Origin of the sequence: uncultured Veillonella sp. (genome assembly GCF_900545205.1) — a bacterium.
Taxonomy (GTDB): Bacteria; Bacillota; Negativicutes; order Veillonellales; family Veillonellaceae; genus Veillonella.
In genome coordinates, this window is record NZ_UQYC01000014.1 from 1 (window position 1) to 18,670 (window position 18,670).

The window sequence follows — 18,670 nt, forward strand, 5'->3', positions numbered from 1 at the left end:
CATAGTCTGGGAAGTATTCACGAGAAAATAGCCGTTGTTGTAAGAGGCTTACATTTTTAGACTTATAAAAATCATGCATTTTTTGACATAGCTGACGAATACTATAGCCTTTGTATGTATCTATATGACTATTGTAAATAGACGGCAACACTTCTTCCATCGGTGCATCCCGGTCTATGAGGTCTTCAAAGCGAACGAGTTCCGCTACGAGCGCATCCATCTTATGCTTAGATTCTGCTGGCGTCATAAGGAATAAGATCGTATTTAAATCGCATTTTTCAGGAATGATTCGATTTTCTCGTAAATAATTAGCAAGAATATTAGCAGGAATACCAAAGGCTTCATATTCTCCGGTCTCTACATTAATTCCTGGTGTAATCAGTTGGAACTTACAAGGATCGATAAAATACTGCCCCTTACTATAACCTTTAAATGAATGCCACTTTGCTTCTGGTTCAAAGGCAAAATAATTTACATCTTCCGCCATGACCTGTGTATTTCCGTCTTCCCATTTTTTGCCATGCACCATAGGTGGTACTAACGGGCGGAGATATTTGCATTGCTTCAACACGGCTTTACGAGCATCAATAGCAACTTCAACACATTCACGCCATAAATTTTGACCTAATTCACCTTCATGGATTTTCGCATTTACATCGAGAGATGCAAATAACGGATAAAATGGAGAGGTAGATGCATGCATCATAAAGGAATTATTAAAACGTTTATGATCTACATAACGGTTTTGCCCCTTTATATGACTATCCTTCTTATGAATTTGAGAGGTTTGTGAAAAGCCAGCTTGTTGCTTATGTACCGATTGAGTTACTAAAATCCCAGGATCATTTGGACCTAACTCTAATAATAGGGGACTACAATCTTTCATCATAGGAATAAATTGTTCATATCCCACCCACGCAGAGTCAAAGAAAATATAGTCACAAAGATGTCCTATTTTATCTACTACTTGACGAGCATTATAAATCGTACCATCATAGGTGCCTAATTGAATGACTGCTAGCCGAATAGGACGTTTAGCTCGAGCCTTTTCAGGGAATTTTTCTGCAATCAAAGATCGAATATAACTTTCATCAAAACAATGATCTAAAATACCGCCAATGGAGCCAAATGGATTGCGCGCTGTCTCAAGATATATAGGCGTAGCGCCAGACATAACAAGACCACCATGGCAGATAGATTTATGATTATTACGATCATATAAAATAATATCGCCCGGTGTTAAAAGAGCATTAAGTACTACCTTATTCGCTGAAGATGTACCATTTAATACAAAATAGGTCTTGTCAGCATTATAGACTTTCGCAGCATGCGCTTGCGCATCATAAGCATAACCTTCATGAATTAAAAGATCTCCTAATTTTACATCCGCATTACAAAGGTCTGCTCTAAATATATTCTCCCCAAAGAAATTGTAAAAAGCGCGACCTGTAGGATGTTTATAGAAAAACTGACCACCTTGATGTCCTGGGCAATCAAATTGTGAATTTTGATCCCCTACATAATCAGATAAAGCCCTGAAAAATGGTGGTAAAATAGAGTCTTCATAGCTTGCTACAAGCTTTTCTATCTCTGATTTGCAGTCGTCCATATTTGTAGAGGAAAACACCATAATAGATGTAATGCGTTCCTTATAAAAAGATAAATCCTTAGATTCATCAAATCTTAGGACAATAACAGGTATACCAAAGGTATAAATTTGATTATTATTGATAAGCTCTAAATCACAATCACCAATAACAACGGCACCGACATCTATAAAATCTGTGTCACAAATAGAAACACATATGCGACCCTCTATAGAGCTAATTTGGGATTGTACGGAATCAGATAAAGCAATCTTTAAATGTTTCACAGCCTCCTCCTTTCGTAACTATGTATCACACTCGATATATAATCAACACATATGAAATAAAACATAGTATAAAAACATATAACAAATAAAAAGACTCCCTACTCAAAGAATAGGGAGCCTTTTGGTTTTAGATTATTCAGCTGCTTCTTCTTCAGCTTCAATATGCTTAGGAGCTTCTGGTTTCATCAATGGGAACAACAATACATCGCGGATGGATGCAGAGTCTGTTAAGAACATAACGAGACGGTCAATACCAACACCTAAACCTGCTGTTGGAGGTAAACCGTATTCAAGAGCTGTAACGAAGTCTTCATCCATACGGTGAGCTTCATCATCGCCAGCTTCGCGTTCTTTCAATTGATCCAAGAAACGTTGTTTTTGGTCGATTGGGTCATTTAACTCGGAGAAGCCATTTGCCAATTCACGACCATAAATGAACGCTTCAAAACGTTCTGTAGCCAATGGATTTTCACGACTTGCTTTCGCAAGTGGAGAAATTTCTTTTGGATGACCATATACGATAGTTGGTTGAATCAAGTTTTCTTCTACATAATCTTCGAAGCAAAGATTTAAGATTTTACCAATACCATCATTTTCTGTATATTCTACATTTAAACGATCTGCAATAGCACGAGCTTCTTCTACAGTAGTAACTGCATCAAAGTCTTCACCAGTGTATTTTTTTACACCTTCAGCCATTGTGATACGATTCCAAGGTGGAGTCAAATTGATTTCTGTACCTTGGTATGTGATTTCTTGTGTACCTAGAACCTCTTGAGCACAGTAGGACACAAGATTTTCTGTTAAGCGAATAGCATCCTCAACATCGCCATAAGCTTGGTAAGATTCGATAGTAGTGAATTCTGGATTATGACGGTTGTCGATACCTTCGTTACGGAAGCAACGGTTCATTTCGAATACGCGATCCATACCACCAACGATTAAACGTTTGAGATACAATTCAGGCGCGATACGCATGTAAATATCGATATCAAGCGCATTGTGATGAGTAATGAATGGACGTGCAGCAGCACCACCAGGGATAGCATGCATCATTGGTGTTTCTACTTCCATAAAGCCATCACGCATCATGTATTCGCGAATTTTAGCAACGATTTGGGAGCGTTTTACAAATGTATCACGCACTTCAGGATTTACGATCAAATCAACATAACGTTGACGGTAACGAAGTTCTGTATCCTTTAAACCATGCCATTTTTCTGGTAATGGACGTAAAGATTTGGATAACAAAGTTAATTTGTTAACTTTAATTGTAACTTCCCCTGTATGAGTTTTAAATACGTGACCTTCAACACCGATAATATCACCGATATCGAGCATTTTTACGTATTTATAAGTATCTTCACCCAATACATCTTTACGGAAATATACTTGAATATCGCCGGATTTATCACGCATATTCGCAAATGCTGTTTTACCATGGGAACGGATTGTCATCAAACGGCCTGCAATAACTACAGGTTGACCGTCATATTTCAAGAAGAAGTCATCTTTAATGTCTTTTGCATTATCTTTTACAACAAAACGTTGACCAAATGGATAGATACCATCCGCTTCGTATTCAGCCAATTTGTCGCGGCGAATTTGCATTTGCTCATTCAGCTCTTCTTGTACATTTTTAATTTCTTCACTCATGTTATCGCCTCTTCGTCAGTAAATGTAAATTATTGGATTGCTAACACTTTGAATGTAACAGGACCATCTGGTGTGGAAACTTCTACTTCATCACCTTTACGTTTGCCCAAAATAGCTTTACCTACAGGAGATTCGTTAGAGATACGATTGTTAAATGGATCCGCTTCAGAGGAACCAACGATAACATATTCTAATTCATCATTGTACATTGTATCTAATACAGTTACTTTGCTACCTACGGATACAACATCACCTTTTACGGATTCGTCGATGATTTTCGCAGTGTTAATTTTATTTTCAAGCTCTACAATATGACCTTCGATGAAAGCTTGTTCATTTTTTGCATCATCATATTCAGAGTTTTCACTGATATCGCCATATTCAATAGCAGTCTTAATACGTTCAGACACTTCAATACGACGTACAGATTTATAATACGTTAATTCTTCTTCTAATTTCTTTAAACCTTCGGCGGTAAGTAATGTTTCTTTTACGTCTGCCATGGGTACCCCACTCTTTCTACATATAAATTAAATAAGAAAAAAGTGCCATAGTAAGATGACACCTTATCTTTTATTTCTAAATTATCTCAACCATTATATAAAAATACTGTACATTTGTCAATCTGACTACATTTCAGCCAGTATTTTACGATATGATTCTAGCTCATTATGAAAGCTTGTTACGGTATGAATTGTATTCACACGATTGCGCCAATATGCTGATTCAGGAAGCCCCTTCATATACCAGCCTGCATGAGTTCGTATTTCCTTAACGGCCATACTCTCACCCTTGTATTGACACAATAGATCAAAATGCTTTAACAACATGTCGAGACGTTCAATATCAGTTGGCGCCGGTAACACTTCACCAGTCTCTAAATAATGGTGAATGCGACCGAAGATCCAAGGATTACCCTGTGCACCACGACCTACCATTACAGCATCACACCCCGTTTCATCGAGCATGCGCTTCGCGTCCTCTGGCTCCACGATATCCCCATTGCCAATTACAGGCACGGATACTGCCTCTTTTACGGCCTTAATATAGGACCAGTCCGCATGACCACTGTACATTTGTTCCTTTGTACGGCCATGTACAGCAATAGCTGCGACCCCCGTGGATTCGATGCACTTTGCAAAGTCTACTACATTGATAGATTCACTATCCCAACCAATGCGCATTTTCACCGTTACAGGTACATCGACAGCCTTAACTGCCGCTTCTGCTACGCGTGCCGCCAAATCAGGATTCTTCATAAGTGCAGAGCCATCCCCGGAGGAAACAACTTTTTTAACAGGACAACCCATATTGATATCTACAATATCTGCCCCCGCATCAGCTACAACCTTTGCTCCGATGGCAATCGCCTCTGGATTAGAACCGAAGATTTGCATAGAAACAGGCCGTTCCACATCTTCAAGGCGCAACAATTCATGGGTGCGTTCATTTTTATATTTAATGCCCATAGCGCTTACCATTTCGGTACATACCAAGGCGGCGCCATGCTCTTTAGCAAGTAAACGATAGGCAATGTCGCTAACCCCAGCCATTGGCGCTAATATGGCTTGTCCATCAATTTTGACGGATCCTATTTGCCATTGTTTATTGTTCATATAATTCTATATCCCCTAACAAAAAGGGTACAGCATAAGCTGTACCCAAATGTACACTACTTCGTTACATATACGTAACTATATTATAGTAGCATTATTTATTTCTTTCGTAAATAAGACGTAAGCCTTCTAATGTAAGCATAGGCTCTACATGGTCAATGCAGTCTGTAGCGCTGCTGATAAGCTGTGCTAAACCGCCTGTAGCCACTACAGTTACTTGACCGCCCATTTCAGCTTTCATACGAGATACGAGACCTTCTACTTGGCCTACGTAGCCATAGAACATACCAGATTGCATAGAAGATACGGTGTTGCGACAAATCACTTGACCAGGATCTCTCACATCAATACGTGGTAATTTAGCTGCTCGTTGGAATAAAGCCTCCGCAGAAATTGTAACGCCGGGAGTAATTACACCGCCCATATAATCGCCATTACCTTGAACCGCACAATAGGTTGTAGCCGTACCAAAGTCGATAATGATTAAATCACCTTTATATTGTTCATGTGCAGCCACAGCATTTACGATACGGTCAGCCCCTACTTCACGAGGATTATCATACTTAATAGCAATACCAGTCTTAGTACCAGGTCCAACAATGAGAGGATTTACATTAAAATAACGTAAACATACCCGTTCTAATGTAGGCATCAACGGTGGCACAACTGAGGAAATGATAATATCCTTAATATCTTTCACATTAACCTTGCGATCGTGGAAGAATAAGTTCATCATCAACATGCCATATTCATCGGTGGTCCGAACGCGATCCGTGGAAATACGCCAGTGACCTACAAGCTCTGTCTTGTCGTATACACCGAGAACAATATTGGTGTTCCCCACATCAATTACTAATAACATGAATGCCTCCTATTTGCGCGGACGAATTGACACGTCCCCTGCCACAATACGTTTAACTGTCCCATCAGGGATTCTTACTAATAAGTTACCATCTTCATCAATATCTGTAGCTACCCCTTCATAGGTATTTCCTGGTGCTCTCACTTCAATTTCCTCACCGAGAGTCACCGATAATTGGCGCCATTCATTTAATGTTTCCTCAAAGCCACTATCGAGGACTTCATAATATTGATGTTCTAAGGATTCCAAAATAATTTTAAAAGCTTCTGTCCGTTCAATATCAATGCCTTCCATTGTTAATGACGTAGCAATTAACTTCAATTCTTCTGGTAGTTCTTCTTGTTTAGTCTTAACATTGACACCTATGCCCATAACAATATAGGAAATTTCCTCCATAGAGCCGGACATTTCTGTCAAAATACCAACTAATTTACGACCATTTACAAGGATATCATTTGGCCATTTAATACCCGCATCTGTAAGGCCCATTTTATGAAATGCCTTTGTTAATGCCACGGCAGCCATCAATGTACACTTCGGTGCTTCTACTGGTGCAAAGTCAGGGCGTAAAATGAGACTAAACCATAGACCTTTTCCGAATGGAGAATACCATCCACGAGATAAACGACCGCGGCCAGCAGCCTGTTCCTCTGTAACAACAACAGTGCCTTCTTCTGCACCTTGTTGTGCTAAGCGACGAGCTTCTAGGTTTGTAGATTCGGTAGTGTCCATATAGACATACCGTTTGCCAAATACATCTGTTTTTAAGATTTGCTTCATTGCTAATGGACTCAACAAATCAGGTTCCTCCAATAATCGATACCCCCTCTTGGTATAAGATTCTATTTTGTAGCCTTTTTGACGTAATGCTTTGATATGCTTCCAAATAGCTGTGCGCGAAACATGACACGCTTCCGACATATCTTGTCCCGATACGAAACTACCTTGGTTTTGTCTCAAGAATTCTAATACTTCATCACGCATAGTTTAGAGCCCCTTTCTTTGTCAACCTAGGTTTACAATTCGATTGTACAAGTGTACCCTATAAAATGCAAGGATTATTTAAAATAATTAATGGTATAATACATGTAGTATTAAGTTATACCTTATGTAAAAGATAACAATAGTATAGTCTATCATTATCTGGGGAGATATATGCAACAATTTACATTAGAAGAAAAAAATGAAGTTCTAGAGAACCCATTTATCCATATTCACAGAAAACTTGATGTTCTATTAAACATAGGCAAATTACTTATGGAATGTGGTGCAGATACAAATCGAATTATTGAAGAGATGTTAAAAGCTGCCACATTTATGGGTATTCCTCATAATTACTTAAATATTCATATTTCATATACTACCATCATGGTAAATCTATTACACAAAGAACGGTCCATAACGGTGTTCAGAAAAACACCGGTGCACGTTCCTAATATGGCCATGATTAATGCCGTATCTAAACTTACATGGCGTGCCTTTGAACGACATTACTCGCTCACTACCTATGAACAACTCATTTCAAAATTAGATTCTACCATTCCTGTATATCCTGATTGGGTAAAGGGTATTGCATGTGCTCTAGGTTCTGCAGGGCTCGCATTTCTATATAGTGGTGATATAATAGCCTTCATAGTAACAATTATATGCTCTCTCATTGGCTATTTCACACGAACGCTAGCCGTACGCTTTGGTTGTAATGAATATGTAGGTATTGCATTAGGTGGATTTGCCGCTATGGTTTCTGCCTACGGCTTCTATTCACATATTGAACAAGACTCGTTAGTTTATGTTCTCGTATGCTGCACCTTATTTATGATTCCAGGGGTACCGCTTATTAATGCCGTCATTGATACAATAAACAATCATATCCTATCGGGTATTACAGGAGCCATTAGAACAATTCTCATCGTAGGTAGTATGACCTTAGGTATGGCCATGGCCTTATACTTTAGTCCAATGCCGGCCTTTAGTTTTGTAGATATTAAACCTCATGTACTATCTATTGAACAGATTATAGGTTCTTTTATGGCCGCTGCCTCATTCGCTGTTTTATTTAATGCTCCTGTACGCCTCTTGCTCTCAATCGGTATCGGCGGTGTATTATGTGTATTTATTCGTAATTTACTAGCTGTTGAATTGGGCTTCTCTATTGCTGGGGCCACCTTTGTAGGGGCAGCCGTGATGAGTATTATTTATGTAAAAGTTTCTACCTGGCTTAAAACATCTAGTACGATTATTATCGTGCCGTCTGCTATCGCATTAATGCCAGGGATTCTATATTATCGTTTTCTATTCGATATTCTTCACATCAATGCACTCAATGAATCTGGACTTGTTTATATGGTGCAGAATGGTGTAACAGGTATTTTAACAATCGTTGGCATCGCTGTAGGCGTAGCCATACCGAATGTATTAGCACAGAAATATTTAAAATCACTTAAGGAACGACGCATACAAGAATATTTAGCAACCCGTCACATCCATGATGGACAATAAAAAAGAGCTGGTCTCCAAGGAGATCAGCTCTTTTATTTGGACAGTATCCATTATTTAATTTCATTAGAAGGTGTTTCACTAGGAGCTTCCACTGTAGAAGTGTGCTCATTAGCTTCAACAACCTCTGGTACTACAATACCTGCCGCTTCTAACGTAGCTTTAGGTTCCTCTGTTTCAGGGGCTTTCGTTGTACCATATTTGTAAAGATTATCTACTGCTTTTGCATCGATTGTTTCTTCTTCTAATAAGGCATTCGCCATATCATGTAAGAATTTCTCGTTATCGCTAAGAAGTTTTGTTACATCTTTATAAGCATCTTCAACAATACGATGAATTTCAGTATCGATTTTTGCAGCAATTTCTTCACTGTAGTTGCGTTCATGGCCAAGGTTTTTCCCCAAGAATACTTGTTCTTGTTGTTCACCAAATACGATAGGACCAAGCTCATCGCTCATGCCCCAACGCGTTACCATGGCGCGCGCTGTATTCGTTACACTTTGAAGGTCACCAGAAGCACCTGTACTGATTTCATCCAAAATCAAAGCCTCTGCCACACGACCGCCAAGGGCTACGCGAATATCCGCTAATAATTGAGATTTTGTTTTGTAGTTTTGTTCCTCTGTAGGAAGCATCATAGTGTAACCACCTGCTGCACCACGAGGAATGATTGTTACCTTATGAACAGGATCTGCATGAGGCAACAAATGTGCCACAATAGCATGACCAGATTCATGGTACGCTGTTAACTTGCGATCCTTATCACTCACAATGTGACTGCGGCGTTCAGGACCCATGCTAACCTTTTCACTAGCTTCTTCAACTTCAGCCATAGTGATTACTTTTTTGTTAAGACGAGCCGCTAATAAAGCCGCTTCATTTAACAAGTTACTTAAGTCGGCACCAGTAAAGCCTGGTGTTTTCTTCGCAATTGTTTTCAAGTCTACATCGTCAGCCAACGGCTTGTTACGAGCGTGAACTTTTAAGATTGCTTCACGACCGCGTAAGTCTGGACGACCTACGATAACTTGACGGTCAAAACGACCTGGACGCAAGAGCGCTGGGTCAAGAATATCTGGGCGGTTTGTAGCTGCGATAGTAATAATACCTTCGTTAGCACCGAAGCCATCCATTTCAACGAGCAATTGGTTCAATGTTTGTTCACGTTCATCGTGACCACCACCAAGACCTGAGCCACGTTGCCGACCAACCGCATCAATTTCGTCGATGAAGATGATACATGGCGCATTCTTTTTCGCTTGTGTGAAAAGATCACGTACACGAGATGCACCAACACCTACGAACATTTCTACGAAGTCAGAACCAGAAATCGTAAAGAATGGTACCCCTGCTTCACCAGCAACGGCTTTAGCAAGCAATGTTTTACCTGTACCTGGAGGTCCCGCTAACAATACGCCTTTCGGAATTTTAGCACCGATAGCTGTAAATTTGCCTGGGTCCTTCAAGAATTCTACTACTTCTTCTAATTCTTGTTTTGCTTCTTCCGCACCTGCTACATCTTTGAAGCTAACCTTAACATTACCTTCTCCCATCAATTTAGCACGGCTTTTACCGAAGTTCATCACTCGGCCACCGCCACCTTGAGTTTGCTGCATAATGAAGAAGAATAACACTACCAAGATGATAATAGGAATAGCAGAACCTAAAAGGCTCATCCACCAAGCTGGTTGCTCAGGTGGGGCTGCTGTAATTTCAACGCCATTATCTTGTAATGTTTTAATTAATGTTTCATCAGTTGGCGCATAAGAATTGAATTCTGTTCCATTTTTTAGTTTACCTTTAATACCATGATCATTGGTAATCGTTACGGACTCAACCTTTTTCTGTTGTACTTGTTGAATAAATCCTGTGTAGCTTAATTCAGATTTATTCGCACTTTGACCAGAGAAAGCGTCAATGGCGATAACGAAAGCGGCAATGATAAGTAAATAAAGGACGATATTTTTTGTAAATCGACCCAAAAGATTACCCCTTTCAATAATAATTTTTAGTTGTATAAACGAATTGAGTACATCTCATTGAGAGATGCACTCATATATTATATCATATTTTTAATTTTGATACATTTCTTCCTTCAAAATACCGATATATGGTAAATGACGATATTTTTCAGCGTAGTCTAAACCATAACCAATAACAAAGTAATCAGGAATAATAAAGCCTACATAGTCAACATTTACATCCATCTTACGGCGATCTGGTTTATTCAACAACGCTGCAAGGCGCACACTTTTAGCCCCACGAGCATGTAAATTTTCTAATAAGTAATGTAATGTTGTACCAGTGTCTACGATATCTTCAACAACGAGTACATGCTTACCCTCTACAGAGCGATCCAAATCTTTTAAAATTCGAACTACCCCTGTACTTGTTGTGCCGCTACCATAGCTAGAGCAAGAAATAAAGTCAAAACTTACATCTACACTATCATCGATAGCGCGTGCTAAGTCTGTAAAGAAAACGACAGCTCCCTTTAATACCCCTACAAGCACGACAGATTCATTTTTATAGTCTTCGCTAATTGCTTTACCCAACTCTGCTACACGAGCTTGTAATTGTTCCGCTGTATATAAAATCTCTTTTGCATCTTGATGCATCTATATGACCTCCACGATTCATATTAATGTTCGCAATATACTTTTATTGTATCACATTGAGCGGTTACTTTTATACTTTTAATAGTGAAAGTTTTCTCTTCCCCGGTGTTAACAATATCAAGTAATTGCTCTTGATGGGCTGCATAAAGCGTTATATCAGGGTCTACCGTATTCACTAAACGCTGCCATAAGCGCCGTTGTATTGCCAATGATTCTTGTCGTAAGGCACGGCGGGATAAGCTCACCCCATCAGCACCGATAGTCACAAGTTTTTCAAAAGCTTGTTCCGTTAAATCAGACATAACTAGTAAATCTTCATGTACGGAGTTTCCCAATCTAACAATAGCATCTACTACATTAGGGTTGATAGCTTCTAACTCAGGTATAATGCGATGCCGAATTCTATTTCGTTGGTATCGCACATCTTCATTCGTACAATCAACACAATAAGGAATCGCCTTCATCTCTAAATAAGCCAATAAGGTTTCTTTTGTAACATCTAACAGCGGTCTAATTACAGGAGTAGAATATTCAGAGCTTACTACAGACATGCCGGCCAAACCATTTAATCCCGAACCTCTAATGATATGCGCTAGAATCGACTCTGCTTGATCATCCTTGTGATGAGCCACCGCAATATAATCATAGTTTTCAGACTGTGCAACCTTTGTAAGCCATTGATACCGTACTTGACGCCCCATAGTTTCTTCAGATGTTTTTTGTTCCTTGCTCAAGCGAGGCACATCAAATGTAGCAGAATAAAATGGTAATCCTAAATTTTCTACTTGCTGTTGGAGCCACAAAACCTCTTCCTTACTTTCAGGACGAATGCAGTGATCTACGATGGCCACACCTAGTTCATACGTTGTATGTCGATGTATGGCAATGTCTTTCAATAGATGTAATAGAGCCATTGAATCAGGTCCACCAGAGCACGCCACTAAGATTCGACTATTTTCAGGAAATAGATTATGCGATTTTAAGGTGTGATTAACGGTTCGAACGAGTGCTTTCACATTCACGGGCCATCGCCTCCATACCATCTTGGTCGCTCACAAATACATGAGGTACCTCATAAGCATCCATAAAGGACGTCAAAATTTCTGCACCAGCTACAATAATATCGGCACGGCCTGCAGGTAAACCTTTTACCTGTAATCGCTCCTCGCGACTCATGTAACGCAAATTTAAAATGATGCCCTCTACTGTTTCACGACTTAATTTATGACCTTGCACCTTTGTGCCATCATAATTTTCAAGGCCTAAATCTATAGCCGCTAGCGTCGTTAATGTACCACCAATGCCAATAAATTCACCAAATTCGCCTTGAATCATCATCGGGTCCCAAAGGAATCGAGTTTCTTCCCATACCCGTTGAGGTCCTTCGTCAGACATAGATTGTAATCGCACTGCTCCCACTGGGTAAGAACGACTCCAATATACACCGTCTTTATTTCCTAAAGCGAGTTCTGTACTCCCCCCACCAATATCGATAGTCGTATAATGACGACCGTCATTCAACTGATCTCCCAAGGCACCATTAAATCCATAAATGGCCTCTTCATCACCTGATAAAATTCGCCATTCCATAGGGCAGTATTCGGTGATTCGTTCCATAAATTCAAGTCCATTTTGAGCCTCACGAACAGCGCTAGTAGCAAAACCAAAGCAATAGTCCGCACCATATTGGTCTGCCAAGTTTTTAATATCCTTAAAGGCCTGATACGATGACTCCATCGATTCAGATCGCAATGTACCATCTGCATTTCGTTGTCCCAATCGAGTAGTCCATAACTGTTTTGGCTCATAGTGCCATATATTATTCTCATAGGTAGCCAATAATAAGCGCACTGAATTAGATCCAATATCGATAATAGCTAACTTCATAACCGCTCCTTACATAATTAGTATTCCTCTAACACTATTATACTGTGAAAGCCTATACATAAGTAAAGAGATGGCTCAATGCCATCTCTCACTATTAATCTCGACGACCGCCTCGGCCTCCGCGTTTACCTTCTGTATTGCGTTTTAAATCATGCAATCGTTCATTGCTATCGCGCAAGAATGATTTCATTTTAGCTTCAAAAGCCTCTGTGCTTTGTTTAGATTGAACACGACGAGGACGTCGTTCTTCACTTGTTGTCTCTTTAGGTTGTGTCTGCCGAATAGAAAGGCCAATTTTGTTACCTTCAATAGATAAAACCTTAACCTTTACTGGATCTTCAACCTTTAATACGGTATTAATATCTTCGACATACCCATGAGCTACTTCAGAAATATGAACTAGACCTGTTTGTTTCTCTCCTAAATCAACAAATACGCCGAACTTTGTAATACCGGATACGGTACCATCAATAATGTTACCAACTTCGATTGCCATGCAACCTCCTAATTAATGCGGAAACCTCAAACTACAAACTAATGCGAATCTAAATTATTAAAGTTGTCCTTATTTTACATAAGGTACTTCACCAGGTTTTACAAGGCCTAGTTCCTCTCGAGCCACCCCCTCAATGGTCTTTGGATCTTGCAACTTAGCCTTTTCCTGTTCTAATTCTTCATTTCGCTGTTTTAATTCTTGCAATTGTTGCTCAATATGTTGTTTTTCTTGATATACAGCCACCAAGCGATAGGCTTGCCCTAACAATAGCAGCACCATAATCCCTATACCAATTCGCTTGATCCACATGAGGATAATACGTTGATCCTGCGCTTTGCGATTAGGGCGAACCCGTTTGCGCGGCCTTTTTGGACGTTGTACTTCCATAGTGTCTTGACTCATAATGTCCCCCAAAAATATTCATCATCTGTATACTGTCATTTTTTAATTATATCATAGAACCTTGTTAGGGACTAAATAAAATTATCTATAGTTTCTGTTAGGTCTATATATTCTCTCTATATAGATATTTATTTTTTATCAATAATAGACTTATATAACAGATACGATTATCTTACAAAGACTCTGCTTTATGAGCGTATTCACGAATAACTGCGCAAGACTTTTTAAATAAAGCTAATTCCTCTTCGGTAAGCTTTAATTCAAATACATCTTCAATGCCATCTTTACCAATAACCGCTGGTGTAGATGCAAAGATACCTTCTTCACCATATTGTCCGTCTAGATAGCAAGAACATGGCAATACTTTCTTTTCATCATGGAATACAGCGCGAATTAATTCTGTAGTGGCACTGGCAATACCAAACTCAGTAGAACCTTTACCAGCCAATACATGATAACCGCCAATTTTAACATCATCTAGCACTTGTGTATGGTCAAGTGTAGGGAATCTATGAGGCAATTCTTGTTGTAATTCTACGAGTGGTTTTCCTTGTACATATACATGAGACCATGGCACCATAGCGCTACCGCCATGTTCACCTAAGCAATAGGCTGTAATTGTACGATTACTGATATTAAAAATACGAGCCAATTCTTTTTGTAACCGCGCAGAATCTAAGGCTGTACCGCTGGAAATAATGCGTTTTGGATTCCAATTTAAATGTTTACATAAATAAGTAGCTACAACGTCGGCAGGATTAGAGATAGAAATAATAAACCCATCAAAGCCGGACTTTTTAATTCGAGGGATAACATCCTTTAGAACCTCAATGGTATCACCAAGACTTTCTAAGCGATCTTGGTATAAATTTGGTAAAGGACCTGCACTAAATACGAGAACATCGCAATCCCCACATTCTTCAATTGGGCCAGCTGTAGCTGTCACTTTGTGAGGAATGTAGCTAACTGCATCATTGATATCCATGGCTTGTGCCTTAGCTTTTTTCTCATCAATATCCATCATATACAATTCATCTACTTCACCTTGTAGAGCAAGAGAAAATGCTACATGAGAACCTACATGTCCAGTGCCAATAATACCTACTTTACGTAACTTCATAAGGGCCTCCTACCTGTAGTACTAAAAGATATCTATCCTCTAATACGCTTCCACTTAAATCAACGGTTCCCAATATATGAACCGATAATTTTAAGCTATATTAATATACCTTAAATCTAAAATACATAAACTATTATATACCTATTTTCTCATAGGTATATAGGAAAATAGATATAAAACAATAAAAAAGACTAGTATAGGAAATCCTATACTAGTCCTTACCTTATATAATTAGTCTCGTCCAGTAAAGAAGCTGACTACAGCAATCACGATAACTGCACCAACGATGGACGGAATCAATGCCATGCCCGCAAGGCTTGGACCCCATGTACCAAGCAACGCTTGGCCTACGGAAGCACCAACTAAGCCAGCAATAACACGAAGAATAATCCCCATACTTTGCGCTTTTTTAGTAATGCGACCAGCTACAAAACCAATGAAACCGCCTACAATAATTGACCAAAGCATAATATACCTCCTATAAAGTCATCTCATCAAGATTAAGAGGGAATAAATCCTTGTTCTCCATCACTTGTGGTGACTTTTCTAAATATTGCTTTCGCATTGACCATAAAATCTCTAAATCCTTTGGATCTAACTTGGACAATGCATATATCATCGTGAAATCTGAACCATAATGGCCACGCAAGCTATCAGGTACACCTTTAGGTCCTTCCCCACCGAGACGATTATTAAAGAACCCTTGTATACGTCGATTATCTAAATCAATGATAATGAACCCTGACGCATCATATACATATAATGTATGATTCACACGTTTCAAGGCACGTACCGTATTCGTTATAAAATACTGGTCCTTCATGTCGATGAGGGATGACTCATAACCAGAATGGTAAAAGTCACCATAGTAATGAGCCCCTCTATCAGTAGATTCCAATAAATCCTTAAGTATGGATTGTTCTTGACTACTAAAATCAGAGAAAGTTTTTACCGTAGTAATCTCTCGTAAACCACGTTGGTAATTCTCTGTCTTCGGTGGCTCTATATGTTGACCACGGAAGCTAACGGGCATCAACCGAAGTGTATTATCAGATAGATTATAAATACCGTAGCCTTCATAACCTAAAAAATAAACTTTTGAATCCATAGACTTCATCGCTAATATTCGTTTTGAAATAATGGCATCACTAGAATTTACTAGTGTATGCTCTTCTGGATCTATGCGTACTGTTTTGCTGTCATAATTACCACCTACGGCAAGCCAATAGGACAGGCCCATTACAATCAACGCTAGTACACACAACCCAATACGTTTTATATTCATGTATACTCCCTATGAATCCCCAAGCATAAAACGTAATAATATATTGTGCTTACAGGATGTACCTATTCATATAATCCCTATTCATAGGTACAACTGCAGCCTTAATGTTTACTATTTTGTAAATGTCTACGATAAGCTTAACTGAGTTAGTCTCTCGCCAATGGTCATTCCTTTATATGTAAAAGTTGGTAACAACTCTTGTAAAGGTTCTAAAACAAAGGTTCGATCCCAAAAGTAAGGATGTGGTACAGTAAGGCTTTCATCACAAATGGAAATCATAGTCCCCTTCTCATCAAATGCTAAAATAATATCTAAATCCAATGTACGTGGGCCCCAGTGAATGAGTCGTTCACGTCCAGCCCCCTGTTCTAAGGACTGTAACAAACTTAACATTTGATGAGGGGCTAAAGAGCTTTCACAAAGCCACATACCATTAACAAAGATATCCTGCTCCGTATACCCCCAAGGTTCGGTTTCGATTAAGGACGAACTAATGACCTTTGAAACCGCATCATGATTCTGTAATGATTGAAGGGCCAAATTAATGTGCCCCCGTTTATCACCGATATTTGAACCTACACTGATGTAATAGGTATACATCAAATTTGACCTCGTGTAGTGACAACCTCAACATAATCTAGAATACCTGCAATCGGTACAGATGGTTTGCGCACCGTTACAGATAAACCAACAATGCCTTGATAATGTTGGTATAAAGAATCGGCGATAAGTGCTCCCAACCGTTCTAACAAATTATGTTTTTCTCCAGTCATAACAGATTCTACAATGTCATATACCTCTACATAATTGATAGAATCCTCTAACTGGTCACTTTGACCGGCCTTTGTAAGATCTGTAGTAATTTCAACATCTACAAAGAATCGTTGTCCCTGTTCTTGTTCAGATGCCAAATTTCCATGAAATCCGTAAAATGCCATGTTCTTTAAAACGATTTTATCCATTACTCACCTCGTAATAGGCCATCTGCTACGGCTAAGGCACGTTTGTGCATTTTCACATTATGAACACGCACCATATCAACACCTTGGAATACGCCTGTAATACAAGCAGCTACCGTGCCTTCATCACGCTCCTCTGGTGGTAAACCACCCAACATGGAACCGATGAAACGCTTGCGGCTAGGAGCAAGTAAAATAGGATACTCATAAGCCGTTAACTCACCTAAACGTTGCATAACTTCAATATTTTGTTCTTCTGTTTTACCAAATCCAATGCCTGGATCAAGCCAAATTTGTTGTGGTGTTACACCAACCTTTAATGCTTTATCTACAGCAGAGAAGAAGTATGCCTTCATATCTTCAATGATATCACCATAGTTTGTGTCATTGCTATTGTGCATAATGATTACTGGCACCTTATATTTTGCTGCTACTGCTGCCATATCAGAGTCATAATGTAATCCCCACACATCATTTAAAATATGGGCCCCTTTAGAAAAAGCATAATCTGCAGTTTTAGCATGGTATGTATCGATAGATACAGGAACTGTAGATGCATTAAGTACAGGATCTATCAATTGAGATAAGCGTTCAATTTCTTCATCCGCTGTCAACGGTGTACAGCCTGGACGCGTAGATTCAACACCTAAATCGATAATATCAGCGCCATCTTCAATCATTTGTGTTACATGCGCTGCTGCTGCCTCAGGGGTATTAAATTTACCACCATCAGAGAAAGAGTCAGGCGTACCGTTGAGTATCCCCATGATAAGGGTACGATCGCACAAAGATAAACTTTTGCCATCATTCCATGTATAATTTCTACGTTTAAACATTTGCCTGTCCTCCACCTAACATTGCTAACGCTTCATCACGTAACGTACCTGTCTCTGCTAGCACGCCACGGCTTTCTAATGTAATCACCTTTGAATCTTGCTGCATAGTTCCTTTGATGAGCATACATAACTGTGTTGATGTAATGCGCACAAATACACCATGAGCAGATAAATCATTCATAATGGCATCTGCTAATTCCGACGCCAACCGCTCTTGTAGTTGCGGCCTCCGACTAAGGATATTAACAATATCTTGAAACTTGCTAAGACCTGCCACACAGCCATCCTTCGGTTGATACACAATATCAACGGTTCCAAAGAATGGTAACAAGTGATGCTCACACATGGAATAAAAGGGAATTCCTGTAACTGCTACAAGACCCTTGTAATCAGTACTAAATGTTTCACCCCATGCAGATTTTGTATCTAGGCCTACGCCACTGAATAATTCACTATATAATTCTGTTACACGACTTGGTGTTTTCTCTAGCTCTGGTGCCTCTGTATCAACAGATAAAGCTTCTAAGAATTGCTTTATCCCGTCCTTTGCACGTTGATTCATCG

Annotated in this window: 20 protein-coding genes; 1 reads left to right on the forward strand and 19 read right to left on the reverse strand. The window is 39.3% G+C overall.

Translation table 11 applies throughout. The features are described from left to right. From speC to QZR70_RS02475, 6 genes are all read right to left on the reverse strand, one after another. Positions 1-1,828, reverse strand: a 1,828-nt coding sequence (gene speC / locus QZR70_RS02450; RefSeq protein WP_295792918.1) for an ornithine decarboxylase, incomplete at its 3' end; no start/stop codon positions are given. Between the two features lie 177 nt (positions 1,829-2,005). Beyond that, positions 2,006-3,529, reverse strand: coding sequence for a lysine--tRNA ligase (gene lysS, locus QZR70_RS02455; protein ID WP_295792883.1), 1,524 nt, complete (start codon positions 3,527-3,529; stop codon positions 2,006-2,008). Between the two features lie 29 nt (positions 3,530-3,558). Next, positions 3,559-4,032 carry a transcription elongation factor GreA gene (gene greA / locus QZR70_RS02460; protein WP_105086162.1) on the reverse strand — a complete coding sequence of 158 codons (474 nt, stop codon included), beginning with the start codon at positions 4,030-4,032 and terminating at the stop codon, positions 3,559-3,561. Positions 4,033-4,158: 126 nt separating this feature from the next. After that, complete coding sequence (dusB, locus tag QZR70_RS02465; protein WP_295792884.1) at positions 4,159-5,145, reverse strand: tRNA dihydrouridine synthase DusB; 987 nt, start codon at positions 5,143-5,145, stop codon at positions 4,159-4,161. Between the two features lie 94 nt (positions 5,146-5,239). Continuing rightward, positions 5,240-6,007 (reverse strand): type III pantothenate kinase, encoded by a 768-nt coding sequence (locus QZR70_RS02470; protein ID WP_105090287.1) that lies wholly within the window; start codon positions 6,005-6,007, stop codon positions 5,240-5,242. Positions 6,008-6,016: 9 nt separating this feature from the next. Continuing rightward, the gene (locus QZR70_RS02475) at positions 6,017-6,991 is read right to left on the reverse strand and encodes a biotin--[acetyl-CoA-carboxylase] ligase (protein ID WP_227721003.1); all 975 of its coding nucleotides are present in this window, start codon (positions 6,989-6,991) and stop codon (positions 6,017-6,019) included. A 171-nt stretch (positions 6,992-7,162) separates the two neighbouring features. Here QZR70_RS02475 and QZR70_RS02480 point away from each other — a divergent pair, with 171 nt between their 5' ends. Continuing rightward, on the forward strand, positions 7,163-8,506 hold the full coding sequence (locus QZR70_RS02480; RefSeq protein ID WP_295792889.1) for a threonine/serine exporter ThrE family protein: 1,344 nt from the start codon (positions 7,163-7,165) through the stop codon (positions 8,504-8,506). Between the two features lie 50 nt (positions 8,507-8,556). Here QZR70_RS02480 and ftsH read toward each other — a convergent pair whose 3' ends face one another. From ftsH to folE, 13 genes are all read right to left on the reverse strand, one after another. After that, positions 8,557-10,485: an ATP-dependent zinc metalloprotease FtsH gene (ftsH, locus tag QZR70_RS02485; RefSeq protein ID WP_295792891.1), complete on the reverse strand. Its 1,929-nt coding sequence runs from the start codon at positions 10,483-10,485 to the stop codon at positions 8,557-8,559. 90 nt (positions 10,486-10,575) lie between these two features. After that, positions 10,576-11,121, reverse strand: a complete 546-nt coding sequence (gene hpt, locus QZR70_RS02490; protein WP_105090283.1) for a hypoxanthine phosphoribosyltransferase — start codon at positions 11,119-11,121, stop codon at positions 10,576-10,578. A 23-nt stretch (positions 11,122-11,144) separates the two neighbouring features. Beyond that, positions 11,145-12,143, reverse strand: coding sequence for a tRNA lysidine(34) synthetase TilS (tilS, locus tag QZR70_RS02495; protein ID WP_295792895.1), 999 nt, complete (start codon positions 12,141-12,143; stop codon positions 11,145-11,147). Then, positions 12,112-13,008 carry a phosphatase gene (locus tag QZR70_RS02500; RefSeq protein WP_295792897.1) on the reverse strand — a complete coding sequence of 299 codons (897 nt, stop codon included), beginning with the start codon at positions 13,006-13,008 and terminating at the stop codon, positions 12,112-12,114. The genes tilS and QZR70_RS02500 overlap by 32 nt, the downstream gene beginning before the upstream one ends. 94 nt (positions 13,009-13,102) lie before the next feature. Beyond that, positions 13,103-13,504: a S1 RNA-binding domain-containing protein gene (locus tag QZR70_RS02505; protein ID WP_105094746.1), complete on the reverse strand. Its 402-nt coding sequence runs from the start codon at positions 13,502-13,504 to the stop codon at positions 13,103-13,105. A gap of 69 nt (positions 13,505-13,573) precedes the next feature. Next, the gene (locus tag QZR70_RS02510) at positions 13,574-13,906 is read right to left on the reverse strand and encodes a septum formation initiator family protein (RefSeq protein ID WP_105090279.1); all 333 of its coding nucleotides are present in this window, start codon (positions 13,904-13,906) and stop codon (positions 13,574-13,576) included. A gap of 172 nt (positions 13,907-14,078) precedes the next feature. Then, positions 14,079-15,026 (reverse strand): L-lactate dehydrogenase, encoded by a 948-nt coding sequence (locus QZR70_RS02515; RefSeq protein ID WP_295792898.1) that lies wholly within the window; start codon positions 15,024-15,026, stop codon positions 14,079-14,081. A 231-nt stretch (positions 15,027-15,257) separates the two neighbouring features. Beyond that, complete coding sequence (locus tag QZR70_RS02520) at positions 15,258-15,494, reverse strand: GlsB/YeaQ/YmgE family stress response membrane protein (protein ID WP_005387228.1); 237 nt, start codon at positions 15,492-15,494, stop codon at positions 15,258-15,260. 10 nt (positions 15,495-15,504) lie between these two features. Next, positions 15,505-16,311 carry a hypothetical protein gene (locus QZR70_RS02525; RefSeq protein WP_285365415.1) on the reverse strand — a complete coding sequence of 269 codons (807 nt, stop codon included), beginning with the start codon at positions 16,309-16,311 and terminating at the stop codon, positions 15,505-15,507. Between the two features lie 126 nt (positions 16,312-16,437). Beyond that, positions 16,438-16,911: a 2-amino-4-hydroxy-6-hydroxymethyldihydropteridine diphosphokinase gene (folK, locus tag QZR70_RS02530; protein ID WP_295792899.1), complete on the reverse strand. Its 474-nt coding sequence runs from the start codon at positions 16,909-16,911 to the stop codon at positions 16,438-16,440. Then, positions 16,911-17,273 (reverse strand): dihydroneopterin aldolase, encoded by a 363-nt coding sequence (folB, locus tag QZR70_RS02535; RefSeq protein ID WP_119208266.1) that lies wholly within the window; start codon positions 17,271-17,273, stop codon positions 16,911-16,913. Before folB ends, folK begins: the two co-directional genes overlap by 1 nt. Then, positions 17,273-18,106, reverse strand: coding sequence for a dihydropteroate synthase (gene folP, locus QZR70_RS02540; protein WP_295792900.1), 834 nt, complete (start codon positions 18,104-18,106; stop codon positions 17,273-17,275). The genes folB and folP overlap by 1 nt, the downstream gene beginning before the upstream one ends. Continuing rightward, positions 18,099-18,668 carry a GTP cyclohydrolase I gene (folE, locus tag QZR70_RS02545; RefSeq protein WP_119208270.1) on the reverse strand — a complete coding sequence of 190 codons (570 nt, stop codon included), beginning with the start codon at positions 18,666-18,668 and terminating at the stop codon, positions 18,099-18,101. Before folE ends, folP begins: the two co-directional genes overlap by 8 nt. Positions 18,669-18,670: the final 2 nt, after the last annotated feature.